The 16,999-nt window shown below is 65.7% G+C and carries 14 protein-coding genes and 1 pseudogene; 8 read left to right on the top strand and 7 right to left on the bottom strand.

Annotated elements, in window-relative coordinates; genetic code table 11:
- Nucleotides 1-23 precede the first annotated feature (23 nt).
- From fabG to AC50X9_RS06055, 4 genes are all read left to right on the top strand, one after another.
- Nucleotides 24-800 (top strand): 3-oxoacyl-ACP reductase FabG, encoded by a 777-nt coding sequence (gene fabG, locus AC50X9_RS06070; protein ID WP_494891358.1) that lies wholly within the window; start codon nucleotides 24-26, stop codon nucleotides 798-800.
- Complete coding sequence (locus AC50X9_RS06065; protein WP_494891356.1) at nucleotides 800-1,999, top strand: thiolase family protein; 1,200 nt, start codon at nucleotides 800-802, stop codon at nucleotides 1,997-1,999. Before fabG ends, AC50X9_RS06065 begins: the two co-directional genes overlap by 1 nt.
- Before the next feature lies 1 nt (nucleotide 2,000).
- Nucleotides 2,001-2,453 carry a MaoC family dehydratase gene (locus AC50X9_RS06060; protein WP_494891354.1) on the top strand — a complete coding sequence of 151 codons (453 nt, stop codon included), beginning with the start codon at nucleotides 2,001-2,003 and terminating at the stop codon, nucleotides 2,451-2,453.
- A gap of 130 nt (nucleotides 2,454-2,583) precedes the next feature.
- Nucleotides 2,584-3,960 (top strand): MFS transporter, encoded by a 1,377-nt coding sequence (locus AC50X9_RS06055; RefSeq protein ID WP_494891352.1) that lies wholly within the window; start codon nucleotides 2,584-2,586, stop codon nucleotides 3,958-3,960.
- 230 nt (nucleotides 3,961-4,190) lie between these two features.
- Here the strand turns inward: AC50X9_RS06055 and AC50X9_RS06050 are convergent, their stop codons facing one another.
- Entirely contained in the window at nucleotides 4,191-4,394 is a 204-nt protein-coding gene (locus AC50X9_RS06050; protein WP_013599688.1) for a cold-shock protein, read from the bottom strand.
- 158 nt (nucleotides 4,395-4,552) lie between these two features.
- On the opposite strand from AC50X9_RS06050, the pseudogene AC50X9_RS06045 reads away from it, so the two are divergent.
- Nucleotides 4,553-5,041: pseudogene (locus tag AC50X9_RS06045) on the top strand (glycosyltransferase family 2 protein); the annotation flags it as partial.
- A 253-nt stretch (nucleotides 5,042-5,294) separates the two neighbouring features.
- Here AC50X9_RS06045 and AC50X9_RS06040 read toward each other — a convergent pair.
- The 6 genes from AC50X9_RS06040 to AC50X9_RS06015 form a co-directional block, all read right to left on the bottom strand.
- Nucleotides 5,295-6,233, bottom strand: coding sequence for an alpha/beta fold hydrolase (locus tag AC50X9_RS06040; protein WP_494891349.1), 939 nt, complete (start codon nucleotides 6,231-6,233; stop codon nucleotides 5,295-5,297).
- Nucleotides 6,234-6,289: 56 nt separating this feature from the next.
- A complete protein-coding gene (locus AC50X9_RS06035; protein WP_494891347.1) occupies nucleotides 6,290-7,375 on the bottom strand; it encodes an alpha/beta hydrolase in 1,086 nt (361 codons plus the stop codon).
- A 92-nt stretch (nucleotides 7,376-7,467) separates the two neighbouring features.
- The gene (locus AC50X9_RS06030; RefSeq protein WP_494891345.1) at nucleotides 7,468-10,194 is read right to left on the bottom strand and encodes a PEP/pyruvate-binding domain-containing protein; all 2,727 of its coding nucleotides are present in this window, start codon (nucleotides 10,192-10,194) and stop codon (nucleotides 7,468-7,470) included.
- 9 nt (nucleotides 10,195-10,203) lie between these two features.
- Complete coding sequence (locus AC50X9_RS06025; protein WP_494891343.1) at nucleotides 10,204-10,521, bottom strand: NIPSNAP family protein; 318 nt, start codon at nucleotides 10,519-10,521, stop codon at nucleotides 10,204-10,206.
- A gap of 180 nt (nucleotides 10,522-10,701) precedes the next feature.
- On the bottom strand, nucleotides 10,702-11,757 hold the full coding sequence (locus tag AC50X9_RS06020) for a zinc-dependent alcohol dehydrogenase family protein (protein WP_494891341.1): 1,056 nt from the start codon (nucleotides 11,755-11,757) through the stop codon (nucleotides 10,702-10,704).
- A gap of 38 nt (nucleotides 11,758-11,795) precedes the next feature.
- Nucleotides 11,796-12,137 (bottom strand): iron chaperone, encoded by a 342-nt coding sequence (locus AC50X9_RS06015; protein WP_494891339.1) that lies wholly within the window; start codon nucleotides 12,135-12,137, stop codon nucleotides 11,796-11,798.
- Nucleotides 12,138-12,403: 266 nt separating this feature from the next.
- On the opposite strand from AC50X9_RS06015, the gene AC50X9_RS06010 reads away from it, so the two are divergent.
- From AC50X9_RS06010 to AC50X9_RS06000, 3 genes are read left to right on the top strand one after another with little or no spacing between them, the layout of a single operon-like run.
- On the top strand, nucleotides 12,404-14,332 hold the full coding sequence (locus AC50X9_RS06010) for a hydantoinase/oxoprolinase family protein (protein ID WP_494891337.1): 1,929 nt from the start codon (nucleotides 12,404-12,406) through the stop codon (nucleotides 14,330-14,332).
- 52 nt (nucleotides 14,333-14,384) lie between these two features.
- Nucleotides 14,385-14,825, top strand: a complete 441-nt coding sequence (locus AC50X9_RS06005; protein WP_494891335.1) for an acetone carboxylase subunit gamma — start codon at nucleotides 14,385-14,387, stop codon at nucleotides 14,823-14,825.
- Between the two features lie 27 nt (nucleotides 14,826-14,852).
- Entirely contained in the window at nucleotides 14,853-16,979 is a 2,127-nt protein-coding gene (locus AC50X9_RS06000) for a hydantoinase/oxoprolinase family protein (RefSeq protein WP_494891333.1), read from the top strand.
- Nucleotides 16,980-16,999 lie beyond the last annotated feature (20 nt).

Raw genomic sequence — 16,999 nt, 5'->3', positions numbered from 1 at the left:
CAAACGCAAACGAAGGAATAGCCATGAGCAGATTCAAGGACAGGGTGGCAATTGTCACCGGCGGCGCGCAGGGAATCGGCGCCGCCACCGCACTGAGACTCGCCACCGAGGGCGCAACCGTAGTGGTGCTGGACCTCAACGCGGACGGCGCCAAGGCAACAGCGCAGCAGATTTCCGCCCACCAGGAGGTGGTGGCAGCCGGCGGCCAGGCCGTTGCCGCCACCTGCGACGTGACGGACGAGCCCGCCGTTGACCGGGTATTCGAAGAAATCCACAGCGAGTTCGACCGCCTGGACATCCTGGTGAATAATGCCGGCATCACCCGCGACAATCTCTTCTTCAAGATGAACCTCCCGGAATGGGAGACCGTGCTCACCACAAACCTGACCAGCGCCTACCTGTGCTCCCGGGCTGCGCAGCGGTACATGGTGCCGGCCAAGTACGGCAAAATCGTGTGCCTGAGCAGCCGCAGCGCGCTGGGAAACCGCGGCCAGGCCAACTATGCCGCCGCCAAAGCCGGCATCCAGGGCCTGACGTCCACGCTTGCCATTGAGCTGGGCCCGTTCAACATCAATGTCAACGCCGTGGCACCCGGCTACATTGCCACGTCCATGACGGCGGCAACAGCGGAGCGCGTTGGCAGCAGCCCGTCCCAGCACCAGGAAGCAGTGGCGGCCCGGACCCCGCTGGGACGCGTCGGCCAGCCTGAGGAGATCGCCGCTGCCGTCGCCTTCTTCGCCAGCGATGACTCCTCTTACGTTTCGGGCCAGACGCTCTATATCAATGGCGGCGCCCGCTGATGACGGAAGCATTTCTCGTCGGCGGCGTCCGCACCCCCGTCGGCCGCTACGGAGGCGTCCTCTCCGGAGTCCGGCCGGACGATCTGGCCGCCCTGGTGCTTCGGGCGGCCGTGGCCAGGGCCGGATTGGATGCATCCTGCGTCGACGAAGTGATCCTGGGTTGCGTGAATCAGGCGGGCGAGGACAACAGGAACGTCGCGCGGATGGCGGTACTGCTGGCTGGATTTCCCGATACGGTCCCCGCCGTCACCGTCAATCGCCTCTGTGCCTCCGGGCTGACCGCTATCAGCATGGCGGCCCAGGCTGTGCGTAACGGTGACGCAGACATCGTGGTGGCCGGAGGGGTGGAATCCATGACCCGGGCGCCCTGGGTGATGGCCAAACCAGACAGGCCCTTCGCCAAACCCGGCGAATTCGCGGATACCTCCATCGGCGCACGGTTCGTCAATCCGCGGATGAAGGACCGGCCCAAGGCCACGTTGAGCATGCCTGAAACAGCTGAGGAAGTTGCGGAACGGGAGAGCGTCTCCCGTGCGGAGGCGGACGCCTTTGCGTTGCGCTCCCATGACCGGGCGCTTGCCGCGATCGACGCCGGCCGGTTCCGGGATGAGATTGTGCCGGTGCCCGTCCCCGGCCGCCGGGGTGAGCAGACGCTCGTTGACACGGATGAGGGGCCGCGGCGCGGTTCCGATCTGGAAGCGCTAGCCGCCCTGCGGCCCATTGTTAAGCCTGGCGGCATTGTAACGGCCGGAAATTCGAGTTCCCTCAACGATGGCTCGTCGGCCGTTGTGGTGGCCAGCGGCGAGGCCGTTGCGCGCTGGGGGCTGACGCCGCGGGCAAGGATAGTCACCAGCCAGGCGGCCGGCGTTGCCCCGGAAGTGATGGGCCTTGGGCCGGTACCGGCAACGCAGAAAGCACTTGCGAAGGCGGGCTGGACGCTTGACGGTATTGGCGCCGTCGAACTTAACGAGGCTTTTGCCTCCCAGTCGCTGGCCTGCATGCGTTTGCTGGGACTGGATGAAGGCACAGTAAATAGCGACGGCGGCGCGATCGCTTTGGGGCACCCGCTGGGTTCCTCGGGATCACGGATCGTGGTCACGCTACTGGGCCGGATGGAACGAGAAAACGCCTCCCGGGGCCTGGCCACGATGTGTGTGGGCCTTGGCCAGGGCGTCGCGATGCTAATGGAAAGGGTGTGAGATGAGGGTTTTTGAAAACGCCGCGGAGCTTGAGGGTGCCGTGGGCCAGGAGCTCGGGGTGAGCGGCTGGCACCAGCTGCAGCAAGAACAGATCCAGGCGTTTGCGGACGCCACGCTGGATCATCAGTGGATACACCTTGATTCGGCGCGGGCAGCCCGCGGACCGTTCGGCGCCACGGTGGCGCACGGATACCTGAGCCTGTCCATGCTGCCGTACCTTGCGGCACAGGTGTACAGGGTCCAAGGTGCGGCGATGCTGATCAACTACGGGCTGAACAAAGTCAGGTTCCCGGCTCCGGCCACGGTCAATTCGTGCATCCGGGACCGGCTCACCCTTAAATCCGTGACCGCCACGGCACACGGGCGGCAACTGGTCTTCTTGCACGAGATCGATCTGGAAGGCTCGGCCAAACCTGCCTGCATCGCGGAGACGGTGGCGCTGCTGCGGGAGTGACCCGACGGCAGGACGCAAGGCAGCAACACAGTACCGCCCCCGAGGTGGATCCCTATCTCGTACGGGCAACATCCGAACAATGACGTTACGGCAGAGCCTGCTAACTGGCTCGTCACTAGGGAGATCCTCCGTGGTTACAGAAAATATGCAGCTAAGAAATACGGTCTCAACAACGCGGACTACCGCCCCGGAGCCGAACGTTTCTCCGGCTGAACTCCGCCGCACCTCCATCTCGTCGTGGCTTGGCTCGGCGCTGGAATATATGGATTTCACGCTCTATACCCTGGCGGCCGCCCTGGTTTTCGGGCCGCTGTTCTTTCCGAACGCGGACCCGGCCATGGCACTACTGGCCAGTTTCGCAGCCTACGGCTCAGGTTTCTTAGTCCGTCCCCTGGGCGGTATCTACTTTGGCTATCTGGGTGACAGGTACGGCCGGAAGTCTGTCCTGATCATCACTCTGGCCATGATGGGGGTGGCCACCCTGGGCATGGGCCTACTGCCAACGTACGCCCAGATCGGCGTGGGGGCGCCGATCATGCTGGTGCTGCTGCGGTTGATACAGGGGTTCGGCGCCGGCGCGGAGCTATCGGGCGCTTCGCTGCTGTTGGTGGAGTCCGCGCCCAACGGACGCCGTGGCTTTTACGGCGCGGTGGTGGCGATGGGGACGGCGACGGGCGTCCTACTGGCCAGCACCATGTGGCTGCTGCTTTCACAACTTCCCAAAGACCAGTTCCTGAGCTGGGGCTGGCGCATTCCGTTCCTGCTGAGCATCGTCACCACCCTGGTGGCCTTGTACCTGAGGCGCTCCATCAGCGAATCCCCGGTCTTCGAGAAAATCAAGGAACGCCGGGCGGCGTTGCGTACGGAAGTGAAGCAGCAGGGCGTGTGGCGGGATGTAGCAGATGCCAGGAAGCCGTTCCTCGTCTCTCTGGGCATCAAGCTGGGGGAGAACGGCTCGGTGTACCTGGTGAAGGGCTTCCTTATCGGATGGACCGTGTCCGTGGTCAAGATGGACGCCAACGTGGTCACCACGGGCGTCATGCTCGGTTCGGTAATGGGAATCGCCACAGTCCTTTTGACAGGCAGGCTCACGGACAGGTTCGGCCGCAGAATAGTATGGCTGTGGCTTTCAGCGTTCCAGTTTGCCTTCACGATTCCGGCCATGCTCCTCATCGAAACCCGGAACCCGGTACTGGTGGCACTGGTGTTCGTGATCTACATTGGCGGCCCCATCCCCAATATGTACGGCGTGGAGTCCACTTGGCTGGTGGAAATGTTCGGTTCCAAGCGCAGGTTCTCTTTTATGACCACCGTCAAGGAAGTGGGATCGGTGCTGTCCGGCGGGCTGGGTCCCATCATTGCCGCTGCTGTGGTGGCTGCCACCGGCCCCGGTTGGATTCCGGTTGCCGCCATACTTATGAGTTACGCGGCAATCGGCTGGATATCCGGGTACTTTGCACCGGAAACCAGGGGGAGAGACCTCAACTCGGAAGCGGACGCCTGCTGAGGCCGTCCACGGCGTGCACCTTGATGGCACGGCGTTTATCCACCGACCTGTACACATCGGCTGCTTCTTCGCGGTAAACCCCGATGTGACCCGGCAGCCGCGGGTCCACGTCGGCGGGACCCGCCACGCCAGCAACGACAAACGCCCCTCCCGAGGAATCCTCGAGGGGGGCGTTTGTGGTTTTGGGGAAAGCATGGCGGCCGGCTGGCCGGTGCTGCTATCCGGAGTACTTAGAGCGGGCGGATGTTCTCGGCCTGCGGGCCCTTCGGGCCCTGGGTGACGTCGAACTCTACCTTCTGGTTCTCATCCAGCGAGCGGTAGCCGCTGCTGGCGATTGCCGAGTAGTGGGCGAAAACGTCGGCTGACCCGTCATCCGGGGCAATGAAGCCAAAACCCTTTTCGGCGTTGAACCATTTAACTGTGCCTGTAGCCATGCCATATCCTTCTGAAATGCTGCTGATCTCCGGCGGCCCGGAGGCCAACGGCTGCGGAGACATTCGTCCGCTGTTGCCCAACCTACGGGGCCGGGGGCCGCGGTGCAAGAGGCCAACGGGGGCATTTCCTCGTGTCACGGGACTAGAGTCGGGGCAACATGACAACAATCTCGGTGGTTATCCCCACCCGGAACGATGCCGACATGCTCGCCGTCTGCCTTGCCGCACTCGCCCGACAGACCCGTCCGGCCGACGAAATCGTGGTCGTGGACAACGGCAGCACGGACGATACCGCTCAGATCTGCGCCGCCTTGGGCGCCCGGCGGATCGCCGTCGATCTCCCGGGGATCGCCGCCTGCACGGCGCACGGTTTCGATGAAGCCCGCTTCGAACTGATTGCCAGGCTGGACACGGACTCGGTTCCACCCGCGGACTGGCTCGAACGGGTCGCATGCATCTTGGAGGAGGCCGGCCCGCTGTCCGCGGTATCCGGCCCGGGGGATTTTTATGGGGAAAGCAGCTTCGCCCGCTGGGTGGGCCGGAGCGTCTACATCGCCGGATATTTCTGGGCCATTGGCTGGCTGCTGGGGCATCCGCCGTTGTTTGGCTCGAACTTCGCCATGCGGTCGGACGTCTGGGACCGCATCCGCGGCTCCGTCCACCGGGGCTTCCCGCTCGTCCACGATGATTTGGACATTTCCTACCAGATCCCGCCGGAAGTCACGGTGATCGGCGACCTCTCGCTGCGGGTGCAGGTCTCTCCGTGCGGCCGCTGGCGAACCGGCACTCCGTCGGCCGGAGGCTGGCGATGGCGTGGACAACATTCCGGGTCGAGTTTCAGCAAGAGGGCCCGTTCCGGCGCCGCCGCCGCCGTCGCCAGTGGGAACGCGACCACCCGCGTTAGACGGACCCGTAGAGCGCGATCAGGTCCCGGCTCATCTGGTGCGGCGAGGTCTCACTTGGGCTGTGCCCGCCCCGGTAGACCGCGATCCGCGCCCCAATCGACTGTGCGAAGCGGCGGTGCAACACCAGCGGCCAGAGATCGTGCTCGCCGACCGCGACGAACTTCGGCAGCGACGCGGCGGCCAGGGCCGCTCGCAGATCGGGCGCACGCTGCATCAGTCCGAAAATGTCACTCACGGATTTACGACGGGTGAAGCGGAACCGGTATTTCACGAACCGGATCCGGTTGGGCGGGACGTGCACGACGTTGATGCGGATGCCCCAGATCATCAGGGCAGCGCCGACCCGGGGACTGGCCCAGGCGCTGAACCGGCCGATGCGCTGGACTCCCCGGAAGGCCTGGCCGGGTTCGGGCGGGCAGCTCAGAAGCGTGAGGCTGCGGAACTTTTCCGGGCGCCGGGAGAAGGCCAACTGGGCGACGATCGCGGCAAAGGAATATCCGACGACGTGCGCGGCGCCTTCTTCGGCGTCGAGCATGGCGATCAGGTCATTGGTGAACAGATCGTAGTCGTAGTGGGCGCGGGGCGGCACGAGGTTTTCCGGGCCAGCCGCGGCGGATTCGTATTGGCCGGCAATGTCACAGCTCAGCACGAAATACCCGGCCGCGGCGAGCTCGGGAAGCATCAGCACAAAGTCTTCCTTGGATCCGGTGGCCCCGGGGATGAGGAACACCCGCGGGTTTCCCGGGGTGCCCATGGAGAGGGTGGCCAGTTTTCCGCTGGGGGCATCGAAGGTGCCCCGCACGGCGCCGTCGGGCAGGGCCGCCCAGTCCACGTCACCCAGCGCGGCATCCCGGCGGGCGGCTTCGTCCACCAGCGCCGATCCGAAACCTTCAGATTCCGGATTGTTCCGTGCGTTGCTGCCGGCAGACACCATGGACTAAACATAGCCCCGTGGGCTGGCCGGGGCGGATCCGGCACGAGTGGCGGTGCCTAGGCTGCCGGTGCCGGGGCTACTTTGCGAACGAACGCATGGAGCCGCCGGTACACTTCCTGGGATTCCGGGTAGCGGAAGTCCTGCTGCCAGGTGTGTTCGGTGTTGGGGCTGTCCCAGCCGTAGATGAGGCTGTCCACGGGGACGGAGTGTTCGCGCAGCCGGGACATGAAATTCAGATTGGCGGCGTAGAAGAAGTCCCGTTCCGAGGTGGTCACAAAGACCGGCGGGAAGCGGGAATCCAGCCATTCGATCGGCGAGAGGAAACCCGCCCCCTGGCGGAGCGCAGCAAGCCGGCCGATGCCGCGGTTCCGGCCGGGCACCAGCATGCGGATGAAGTTCAGGCTCAGCACGAAGCCCTTTTCGAAGAAGATGGAGAAGTCCACTACGCTGCAGTGCTGGACCAGGCCCTTGAAATCCGACGCCGGCACCGCCGGCGTCAGGCCGTGGTGCCGTGCCAGTTCCGGCCGGAAACTGGCCGCGGTCAGGAGGGCCGCGATCTGCCCTCCTGCGGAGTCGCCGCCCAGCACGATCCGTGACGCGTCGCCGCCAAAACCGGCGATATTCTGCCGGACCCAGGCCAGTGCGGCATTGGCATCCGCCAGGACGTGCGCCATCTGGAAACGCGGCGCCTTCCGGTAGTTCACGTTGACCACCACCATGCCGCCCTCGGCCTGGCTCGCGCAGTACTTGGTCAGCGAAGCCTTGTCCCCGGACGTCCAGCCGCCGCCGTGAAAGTACACGTAAACCGGCAGCAACTCCGCCGCCGGGCCGGTGCCGGTGACTGCGGTGCCGGCGGGAAGCGGGGTGATGACATCGAGGCGGTGCGCCCGGATGCCGTCGCCGACAAAATCGATGTCGTGGCAGTACTCCACGCCGGTAATCGGGTCGACATTGAAGCGGGAGTTCTCGCTGGCCTTCACCGAGTGCATCAGCACCCGCCAGGTCCACACCGGGACCCGGCGCAGGACGCCCCTGGCCTTCCGGGCCAGCGTGAAAGTCCCGCCGGACTGGTGCGGCGGCCGTGGCCCCGACAACCGAATGGACGACTCGTGCCGCGTTGGCTGGCGGGCCGGTATGGTCATGGACTGATTCTATCTGGCACACCTGTGCCACAACTGTGAGGGCAGCCTGGCCTGGCTCGAACCCGGCCGCCGGCGGCGGCGCAAATGCGGGATTACGGCTCCACGCGGATGGTGCCGGACGCGCCGTCGACCGTGACCGTCTGGCCGGTACGCAGCCGCGTGGTGGCGTCCGGAACGCCCACCACTGCCGGGATGCCGTACTCGCGGGCCACCACGGCTCCGTGGGAGATCACCCCGCCCATTTCCATAACGAGCGCGCCGGCTGTCAGGAACAGCGGGGTCCAGCCGGGGTCGGTTGAGGGGGCCACTAGAATTTCGCCGGGTTCCAGGTGGGCGCCCACGGGGTCCAGGATTACCCGGACACGTCCGGTTGCGGTGCCTGCCGAGGCGGGTGTTCCGGTCAGGCCGCCGGGCGCCGGTGCCTTGGCCATCATTGCGGCCTCGACGTCGGTGCCGTCGGACAGCAGCAGCCGGGGGATGTGCCGGCGTCGGAGTTCAACGTTGTACAGCCGGCGGCGGTCCGCGACGATGCCGTGCAGGTCCGCGCCGCGCAGGCCGACCCGGACCTCGTCAAAGTCGAGGAAGAACACGTCGTCGGCGGCCGCGATGGTGCCGGTGGAGGCCAGGTGGGCACCGATCCGCAGCAGTTGCCGGTGCATTTCGCCGAGCACCAGCACGATGTAGAACTTGGGCAGTTCGCGCAGTCCCGCCAGTTGCCGCACCCGGCGCAGGCTCAGCTCCAGGGCCCGGGCGCGCAGGGGGCTCCGGACCCGCGTTTGGTCCACCAGGCTGCGGATCCGCTCCTCGGCATGTTCGGCTGCCCGGGAAAACTGCCGGTCAGGTGCCTGCTCCGGATCCTCGACGCGGAGGTAGTTGGAGATCATGCCCAGGATGTGGGCGGGCTGCTCGGACCAGCGGGGCATGCCCAGATCTATTTCCGCCACGGCACGGTGGCCGTAGCGGGCCAGGAAACCGCGGACTCCTGCCTGCGCCTGGGGCGGCAGTCTGCCGGCGAGGTAGTCTTCGGACAACTCCTCCGGACGTTTTGTCAGGAATTCCTCCCGCGACACGGGGTCGTCGCCGATGGAGACGGCCAGGTGCCAGAGTTCCAGGTCCATCTCGGTCGTGATGTTGTGCGGGAGTCCGCGCAGGACAGCCTCCAGCTCCCGGGCTGGCGCGATGCCGCGCAACAGCCTGCGGGCCACGGCCAGCATGATGTAGCCAAGGGACGGGCCCGGCAGCGTGGCCTGGATCAGCCCGTTAACCGTCCGGGCCATGATCTGCTCGGTGTAGTCGAGCCGCTGGGCGGGGCTGGCAGGCTCCGCCAGGTGGAGCCCGGATTCGAGCTGTTTCCCGAACGACTTTGCCCGTCGGAGCTCCGCGGCCGGCTGGACAGCGGACCGGATCATGGCGGGAAAGAGCCGCAGGATAAGACCAAGGCTGGCTGAATTTTCGGTGCTGCCGGTGCGCCGGGGCGGTTGCGGGAGGCTTCGCCTGGCCCCGGTTTTGCGGAGGGAACGCAGGAGCGAGTGTTCGATAATGCCGAACCTCGGATCCTCGAGCAGCGCGGGCAGCACGGCGCCGGACCTGCCGTCCGCAAGTGGGAGCATCCGCAGCAGATAGGCGCGGCCGGACTGGTTGCGGACCACGGCCGTGAGGTCCACGAACATCCGCAGCCCGGGGTTGACATACCGCCAGGGCCCCTTGCTGTTCCGCATCACCTCAAGGACGGCCAGCCCCATCGGCGTGATCGGCCGGGTCAGGCCCTGGAACAGGGTGCCGCACAAATACACCCGGGTTGGGGCCGCGGCGCCCGCTGCGGCGTCTTCGGGCGCGGGGTCGGGCAGCGGATACAGCGTGGTGATCGGGCGCGACTGGGTGAGCCACACCTTGCCGCCGGCGTCGATCACCCACTCAATGTCCTGCGGCGACCCGAACAGGCGCTGGACGGTGTCGCCCAGCGCCGTGAGTGCCTGCAGCCGGGGGTCGTCCAGGCCAGGGCTTCGTCCGGGCTCCGTCCCTCCCGGGGTCCGCCGCTTGACCCGTCCCGAGGTTGTCTCCAGCACGAACTGGTCCGGGTTGACCGCTCCGGAGACCACGGCCTGCCCAGAGCCCGCGCTCGCGTTGATGACAGTCTCCGTCCGGGTCCCGGTGACCGGATTGGCGGTGAACAGCACCCCGGCCGTGGCGGCGTCGACCATGGCCTGGACGACGACGGCGAGCCCGACCTCTCGGTTGCTGATCCCGTTCGCGGACCGGTAGGCCACCGCCCGGTCGCTCCACAGGGACGCCCAGCAGCGCCGGACCGCCTCGACCACGCCATCGGCGCCGACGACATCCAGGAAGGAGTCCTGCTGGCCGGCGAAACTGGCGAAGGGCAGGTCCTCCGCCGTGGCCGAGGAACGGACCGCCACCGGCAGGGTTCCCCCCAGTCCGGCGTAGGCGGCGCGGACGGCGGCATCCACCGCGTGCGGGATCGGCGCCTCCGCGATCAGTGCCCGGGCCCGCGCGGCAACCGCGCGCAGCGTCAGAGTGCCTGCCGCTGCCCCGGCCACCAGGGCGTCGGTTCCGGCCGCGGATCCCAGGGTGTCGAGCTCGGCCGCGACGGCATCCAGTCCTGGCGGTGCCGCGAGTTCGTAGGCGACGGTGGTCAGGCAGAACCCGCGCGGCACTGGCAATCCAGCCGCGATCAGTTTGCCCAGATTCAGGGCCTTGCCTCCTATCAGCCGTAGAGGCGCATCGCCCGTGCCGCCGAGATCCAGCACCAGGTGTTCTTCCGCGGATACGTCTACCGATGGGGCAGAAGGTGCAGTGTCCATGGCCGGCAGCTACGGAAGGTCCACTGGACTGCCGTTGTCCTCCCACATCACGTCAAGGTTGCGGAACACCGGTGGCCCGTCGCAGAGTGCCGCCATCTGTGCCGCGAAGTCCGAGGTCTCGGGCCGTGCGGAATTCTCCATGGCCGAATCGTAGGAATCGAATTCGACAATGGTGAGATACGTTCCGGGGCGGTCCCGGTCCGCGGTGGCAAGGATCCGGCGGAAGGTGGGCGGGGTGCTTCCCTCGGTCCTGGACGGCTGGCCGAGCGCTTCAATTTCCTCGATGCGCGAGGTCTGGAATTCGATGATCTGCACGAACCTTGCCATGACGGCTCCTCGACGGGCGGCGGATGCTGATGCGCTTCACGCTAGACCCCGTGATCTGGGACTACAAGAGCCAACGCTCGGGCCAGGACAAGGGCTTGGGCAAAGGCCGGTACAGGCCGGCGTGCCAGGGTGTTACGGGGACCCGCGCCGTTTCCCGGCCCGCCGCCGTCGGGCGTGCCGTCAGGGGGTCAGCAGGACCTTGATGGCGCGTCGTTCGTCCATGGCGCGGTAGGCCTCGGCGGCTTCCTCCAGCGGCATCACAACGTCGAACACGCGGCCCGGATTGATCGTACCGGCGAGGACGTCTGCCAGCAGTTCCGGGATGTAGGTCCGCGCGGGGGCCATGCCGCCGCCGATGGAGATGTTCGTGTCGAAGAGATAGCGCAGCGGCACTCCACCGCCGCCGGTGGGGACGCCGACAAAGCCCAGCGCCCCGCCCGGGCGCGTGCTGTGCAGCGCCTGATCCATGGATTCCTGGGTCCCGACGCACTCGAGCACGGAATCGGCGAGCACTCCGCCGAGGAGTTCGCGGACCCGGGCGACGCCGTCGTCCCCGCGCTCCTCCACGATGTCGGTGGCCCCGAACTCGCGGGCGATCGCCTGCCGGTCGGCGTGGCGGGACATCGCGATGATCCGTTCCGCGCCGAGCCGCTTGGCGGCCAGCACTCCGCAGAGCCCGACGGCGCCGTCGCCGACCACCACGACCGTCCGGCCCGGGCCGACCTTCGCGGCGAGGGCCGCGTGGTGCCCTGTCGCCATCACATCGGACAGCGTCAACAGGCTGTTCCGGAGGGCATCATCGGGTTCGCTGATCCCGGGGACCTTGACCAGGGTGGCGTCGGCCAGCGGGACGCGGACCGCATGGCCCTGGCCGCCGTCGATTTTGTGACCGCTATCGTCCCTGCCGCCCCAGCCGGCCAGATGCGCGCAGGCCACGGTGACACCGTTGAGGCACTGGGGGCAGGCGCCGCAACTGATCACGAACGGCGCGATTACGAGGTCACCGACCGCCAGGCTGGTGATCCCGGAGCCGATGCTCTCCACGGTCCCAATGAACTCGTGGCCGATCGCGGTGGGCTTGCGCGTGGGCCGTACGCCTCGGTAGGGCCACAGGTCCGAGCCGCAGACGCAGGACGCGGTGACCTTCACGACGACGTCGGTGGGCAACTCGACGGTGGGGTAGTCGCGGTCTTCGACGCGGATGTCACCGGGGGCGTGGATGATCGTGGCGCGCATGGGGGCTCCTCAGATTGCGGTCGCGGATTGAGTCGAGTCTAGGGGATTTCCAGGAGGCGGAGCCGGACGATCTCCGCCACGATTTCCGGCGGGACGGGGTGGTCCGCCGTGAACCGGATGGTCCCTTTGGACACCGAGTAACCCTCAAGCCGGTGCGCGACTGCCTGCACCACCTCGGCCGAGAACGGGAAGACCGAGAGGTGTTTGGCGCTCGCCGTGACACCGATGAGGGGCTTTCCCCGAACCTTCAGTGCGGGCATCCCGTAGCTGACGCCATCCACGGCGTCGGGGCCTGCTGCCCGCGCAACCGCGATGACCCGTTGCAGGGCATCACGGGCCGGTTCGGGCAGGGCGGCCAGCGCGTCATCGACGGATCCCATGCCGGGAGTCTACTGCCAACGCGGGGTCAGATACGGCCCATTAAGCCGCGCGGCATGGGCCGTATGTGACTCCGCGTTGGGTTTCGCAGGCCTCCGGCCACCCGGGTAGCCGCCCACGCCCCGAATAGTCCACCCGGTCAGGTGGTTGCGGGCCACTCCGGCTGCTGAGCGACACTGAAACCAGTCCTCAATGTGGCTTGGATCACAGTCGCAAGTGAGGAATACGCCGCTGGTGTCACCGCGCCTCAACATACAAAGGAGTATCAATGGAACGGCTCATTAACATCGACAACGGTGGGACACTGACCGATATTTGTGTCTGGGACGGTGAGAATTTTTCGTTCACGAAGACTCTCACGACGCCATTTGACCTCTCCCAGTGTCTCTTCGACGGCATGGCCAAAGCCTCCAGGGAAATCTTCGGCGAAGAGGACCTCCCCGGGCTCCTGCACTCCACCCGTCACATCCGGTACTCCACCACCCAGGGAACCAACGCTCTGGTGGAGCGCAAGGGTCCCCGGATCGGCATCCTCACAGACAGCCCGTCGCTGGCCGGCGAACTCCGCACTGGCGGGGCCGCAGCTGAGCTGTTTGAAGACCTCGTCGGCACGCGGGTGGCTGTCATCAACGCTGGACAGGACGTGGAGGAGCTCGCCCAGGAAATTGTGAAGCACGTCAACCGGCTGACGACCGACGGCGCCGCACGGCTTGTCATCGCCATGGCGGACCGCAACAAGGAAAAGGCAGTCAAAGGCGTCCTTCTCCGGAAGTTCCCCCGGCATCTGCTGGGCTCGGTCCCCATGTTGTTCTCCTGGGAATTCACGCCCGACACCGTCCAGGCCCGGCGGGTGTGGTCCGGAATCATCAACTCCTTCCTGCACCCGACCATGGAACGGTTTCTCTACAGCACCGAGCACCGGCTGCGGGACCACAAGGTCAAGAACCCGCTCCTCATCTACCGCAATGACGGAGCATCGTCCCGGGTCGCCAAGTCCGTCGCGTTGAAGACCTACTCGTCCGGTCCCCGCGGTGGCCTGGAAGGAACCAAGGCCCTCTCGGAGGCCTATGGACTCGCGCACGTTCTTATGATCGACGTCGGCGGCACCACCACGGACGTCGGCTCGGTCAAGAACTCGACCATCTCGACGGACCGCAGGGGCTCGATCCAGGGGGTTCCGGTGTCATTCGAGATGAGCAACGTCCACTCCAGCGGCGTGGGAGGCAGTTCCGTCATCGCCGTCCGCGGCGGCGTCATCACCGTCGGCCCCGAGAGCGTCGGCGCCGCACCGGGTCCCGCTTGTTTTGGTTTTGGCGGCAAGCAGGCCACGATCACGGATGTAAACCTGCTGCTCGGGGTGCTCGATCCGGACACCTACCTCGATGGTGGTTTCAGTCTTGATGCCGAACGCTCCCGCGCCGTCATCACCGAAGTCATCGCGGAACCTTTGGGGATCACCCTGAATGACGCCCTGATCCGGATGGAGGCCGCATACTTCGCACGCATGTCGCAGTCCTTCGCCGCCGACGTCGAGGCTGCGGACGCCACCACAGTTGCTGCGTTCGGAGGTGCCGGACCGATGAGCGCGTGTGGTGCCGCTCGGATCGCCGGTGTCCGCCGCGTCCTGGTGCCGAAGATGGCCGCGGTCTTCTCAGCCTTCGGAATTGGCTTCTCCGACATTGCGCAGACCTACGAGGCCAACGTCGCGGGAATGGACGAGGAAAACTTCGGTGCGGCCAAGGCGAGCCTGCTGGCCCGGGCCACAAGGGACATGTTCCAGGAGGGCCACGAAATTGACGAATGCCGGCTCGAATGGAACGTGGTGCTGGAAGACGCCGAAGGGCAACTGGTTTCCGAGCTGCCGTACCTGGCTTCCGACCCGCAGCCCGGCACGAGCGACCACAACACCATGCTGACCCTGACCGCCCGGTACGCGCTGCCGCACGCATCGATCAGGCGGGCCGAATCGGTGGCGAAGACGCCCGCCGTCGCCGCTTCCACCCGAAAGGTCCGCTCCGCCGTGGACAAAGTCGACGAGGTTCAGGTCTTCGACCTGGACAACCAAACGGCCGGAGCCTCGGCGGCGGGTCCCGCAATCGTTGAAGGCCCCTACTTCACGGCCCGCGTGCCGCATGGATGGGTCTTCGATGTGACGGTCTCCGGTGACCTCATGCTCACAGACACCCTCCAGAAGTGACCCCACACACCCATCAGCAAGAAAACAGGTGAGACACGTTATGCGAATTCCAATGACGGAATATCTGATCATCGATCTCGACTCCGAGCGGTGGAACTGCAAGGTATGCAACCACGACCTCGGCGACGCAAGAGGCAACTACAAGGAGGGGACACTGGTCTACGACCGGGACCCCACGGAAATCCACCAGTCCATCCTGGACCCGGAGAAGTACGAATTCACGTTCGCTCCGGACCCCACGTTCTGCCGGATTCTCGAGTTCTACTGCCCGGGATGCGGGACGCAGCTGGAAACAGAGTACGTACCCCCGGGACACCCGCCCACGGTGGACATGCTGTGGGACATCGACTCGCTCCGCGAAACATGGCTCAAGCGGGGCACCAAGCCTGAGGTCGTCATCAACTATGGACCCGGCGAAGAGGCGGTTGCCGATTTCACCCCGGCGCTCGGCTCCTACAACACCCACAACCATTCCCCCCATTCGTTCAGCTAGTACTTGGAATAAAGGAGACCACTGGTCATGAAACGAATTTCCGTCGACATCGGCGGCACATTTACCGACTGTTTTTTTGCCTGGGAAGACCAGTACGTTGAAGCAAAGGCGCTCACAACGCACCACAATCTGGCCCAAGGCTTCAACGAAGCACTCGACCTCGCCTGCTCGCGTGCCGGACTGGACCGGGACCTCGTCCTGAAGGAAGTCGATTCCGTCCGCTATGCCACGACGCTCGGCACCAACGCCCTGATCGAAGGCAAAGGCCCACGGGTGGGGGCGCTGGTCACCCACGGCTTCGAGGACACCATCCCGCTCTCCCGCGGCCGCGGCTACGGCGAAGGACTGGACCCTTCCAAACAGCAGAACATGCCTGACGCCACCCGCCCGGATCCGCTCGTGCCCCGCGCCCTGATCCGGTCGGTGAAGGAGCGAATCAACTCTGCCGGCAAGGTGGTCGTTTCGCTGATGGAAGACGATGTCCGCACCCAGGTGCGCGAACTCGTGGACGCCGGGGCCGAAGCGATCGTGGTCTCCCTGGTTAACTCGACCGAGAACCCGGTCCATGAGCAGCAGATCCTGGAGATCATCCTGGATGAGTACCCGGCGCACGAGCTCGGGGCCATCCCGGTCCTGCTGGGAAGCCAGGTATCGGGCCGAAAAGGCGAGTATGTCCGTGCGACGTCGACGATCGTCGACGCGTTCCTGCACGAGATCATGTTCCACGCGCTGGGGCAGTTGTCCAACAACCTGCGTTCCTCCGGTTACGACAAACCCATGCTGGTGATCCACAACTCGGGCGGTATGGCGCAGTCCAACTCGACGGATGCCCTGCAGACCATCCACTCCGGACCCATCGCCGGCGTGGGTGCTGCCCAGCACCTGGCCGACAGCACCGGGCTGGGAAACGTGATTTCGACGGACATGGGCGGCACGTCCTTCGATATCGGCCTGGTCCCGGAAGGCGGAGTCAAGCACTACGACTTCCAGCCGACCATCGGGCGCTGGCTGGTATCGGTACCGATGATCCACCTGTTGACCCTGGGTGCGGGAGGCGGTTCGATTGCCAGTTATGACCGCATCCACCATGCGGTTCAGATCGGGCCGGAATCGGCGGGCTCAGATCCCGGCCCCGCCTGCTACGACCGCGGCGGTCTCCGCCCCACGGTCACGGACGCTGACCTGGTCCTGGGATACCTGGATCCGGACAACTATGCCAACGGCTACATCAAGCTGAACAAAAAGCGTTCCGTCTACGCAATCGACGAGGTTCTCGCTGACGACCTGAACATGGGCACCATCCAGGTCGCCAAGATCATCAAGAATGCGGTCGACGAGCAGATGGCGATCGGAATGGCCAAGGAGTTGCGGGTCCGGGGATACCTCCCGGAAGACTTCACCATGCTGGCCTATGGCGGCAACGGACCCCTGCACGCCTGCGGCATCGCCGATCACGCAGGCATCCGCAGGATCCTCGCGCCGCCCTTTTCCTCGGTATTTTCGGCCTGCGGCGCCGGCAACATGAAACCCCTCCACATCCATGAGCGCGGCTCCCATGTGGTCCTGTACAACCCCACGGACCGCAGCCTCTACCAGAGCTACGACGAACTGAACAACGTCATCCAGGAGCTGGAAGCCAAGGGCAAGGAAGACCTGATCCGTCAGGGATACGACGCCGCCGACATCCGCTACAGCCTCGAAATGGACATGCGCTACGGCAACCAGCTGGTGACCACGGCCGTCGTCTTCGACATCAACCGTGTAAACGGCGTCGCCGACGTGCTGCACCTGATCCGGACGTTCTCGGATATCTACGGGAAGCGCTACGGCGCCGGCAGCCAGGCCCCCGAGGCCGGCATCCGGGCCCAGACCGTGCGGGTGTCGTCGTATGTGGACGGGGACGTGGTCAAGTTTGATTCAATCGACTCCGGACACGACAGGACCATGCCCAGCCCGGTCGGCACCCGGCAGGTCCACTTCGTGAAGATCCACGGAGCCGTGGATACCCCGGTGTACGACGCCGAGGCCCTCCACCACCAGCACGTCATCCACGGACCGGCCATCGTCACCACGGAAAACACCACGTATTTGGTTGAACCGGGCTGGCGCCTGGAGCCGACATCCCAGGGAGCCGTGTGGTTCCTCAAAGACTGATCCCGTGCCGCACGGATCCA

The sequence above is a fragment of the Pseudarthrobacter sp. HLT1-3 genome, assembly GCF_059383535.1.
Note: the sequence above shows the minus strand (reverse complement) of the source record. Positions and strands in the feature narration are given on the sequence as shown.

Excerpts from the sequence above, each read along its gene's own strand:
- fabG (WP_494891358.1), top strand. The coding sequence starts at position 24 with ATGAGCAGATTCAAGGACAGGGTGGCAATTGTCACCGGCGGCGCGCAG.
- AC50X9_RS06065 (WP_494891356.1), top strand. The coding sequence starts at position 800 with ATGACGGAAGCATTTCTCGTCGGCGGCGTCCGCACCCCCGTCGGCCGC.
- AC50X9_RS06060 (WP_494891354.1), top strand. The coding sequence starts at position 2,001 with ATGAGGGTTTTTGAAAACGCCGCGGAGCTTGAGGGTGCCGTGGGCCAG.
- AC50X9_RS06050 (WP_013599688.1), bottom strand. The coding sequence starts at position 4,394 with ATGGCTACAGGCACAGTTAAATGGTTCAACGCCGAAAAGGGTTTTGGC.
- AC50X9_RS06040 (WP_494891349.1), bottom strand. The coding sequence starts at position 6,233 with ATGGTGTCTGCCGGCAGCAACGCACGGAACAATCCGGAATCTGAAGGT.
- AC50X9_RS06035 (WP_494891347.1), bottom strand. The coding sequence starts at position 7,375 with ATGACCATACCGGCCCGCCAGCCAACGCGGCACGAGTCGTCCATTCGG.
- AC50X9_RS06030 (WP_494891345.1), bottom strand. The coding sequence starts at position 10,194 with ATGGACACTGCACCTTCTGCCCCATCGGTAGACGTATCCGCGGAAGAA.
- AC50X9_RS06025 (WP_494891343.1), bottom strand. The coding sequence starts at position 10,521 with ATGGCAAGGTTCGTGCAGATCATCGAATTCCAGACCTCGCGCATCGAG.
- AC50X9_RS06020 (WP_494891341.1), bottom strand. The coding sequence starts at position 11,757 with ATGCGCGCCACGATCATCCACGCCCCCGGTGACATCCGCGTCGAAGAC.
- AC50X9_RS06015 (WP_494891339.1), bottom strand. The coding sequence starts at position 12,137 with ATGGGATCCGTCGATGACGCGCTGGCCGCCCTGCCCGAACCGGCCCGT.
- AC50X9_RS06010 (WP_494891337.1), top strand. The coding sequence starts at position 12,404 with ATGGAACGGCTCATTAACATCGACAACGGTGGGACACTGACCGATATT.
- AC50X9_RS06005 (WP_494891335.1), top strand. The coding sequence starts at position 14,385 with ATGACGGAATATCTGATCATCGATCTCGACTCCGAGCGGTGGAACTGC.
- AC50X9_RS06000 (WP_494891333.1), top strand. The coding sequence starts at position 14,853 with ATGAAACGAATTTCCGTCGACATCGGCGGCACATTTACCGACTGTTTT.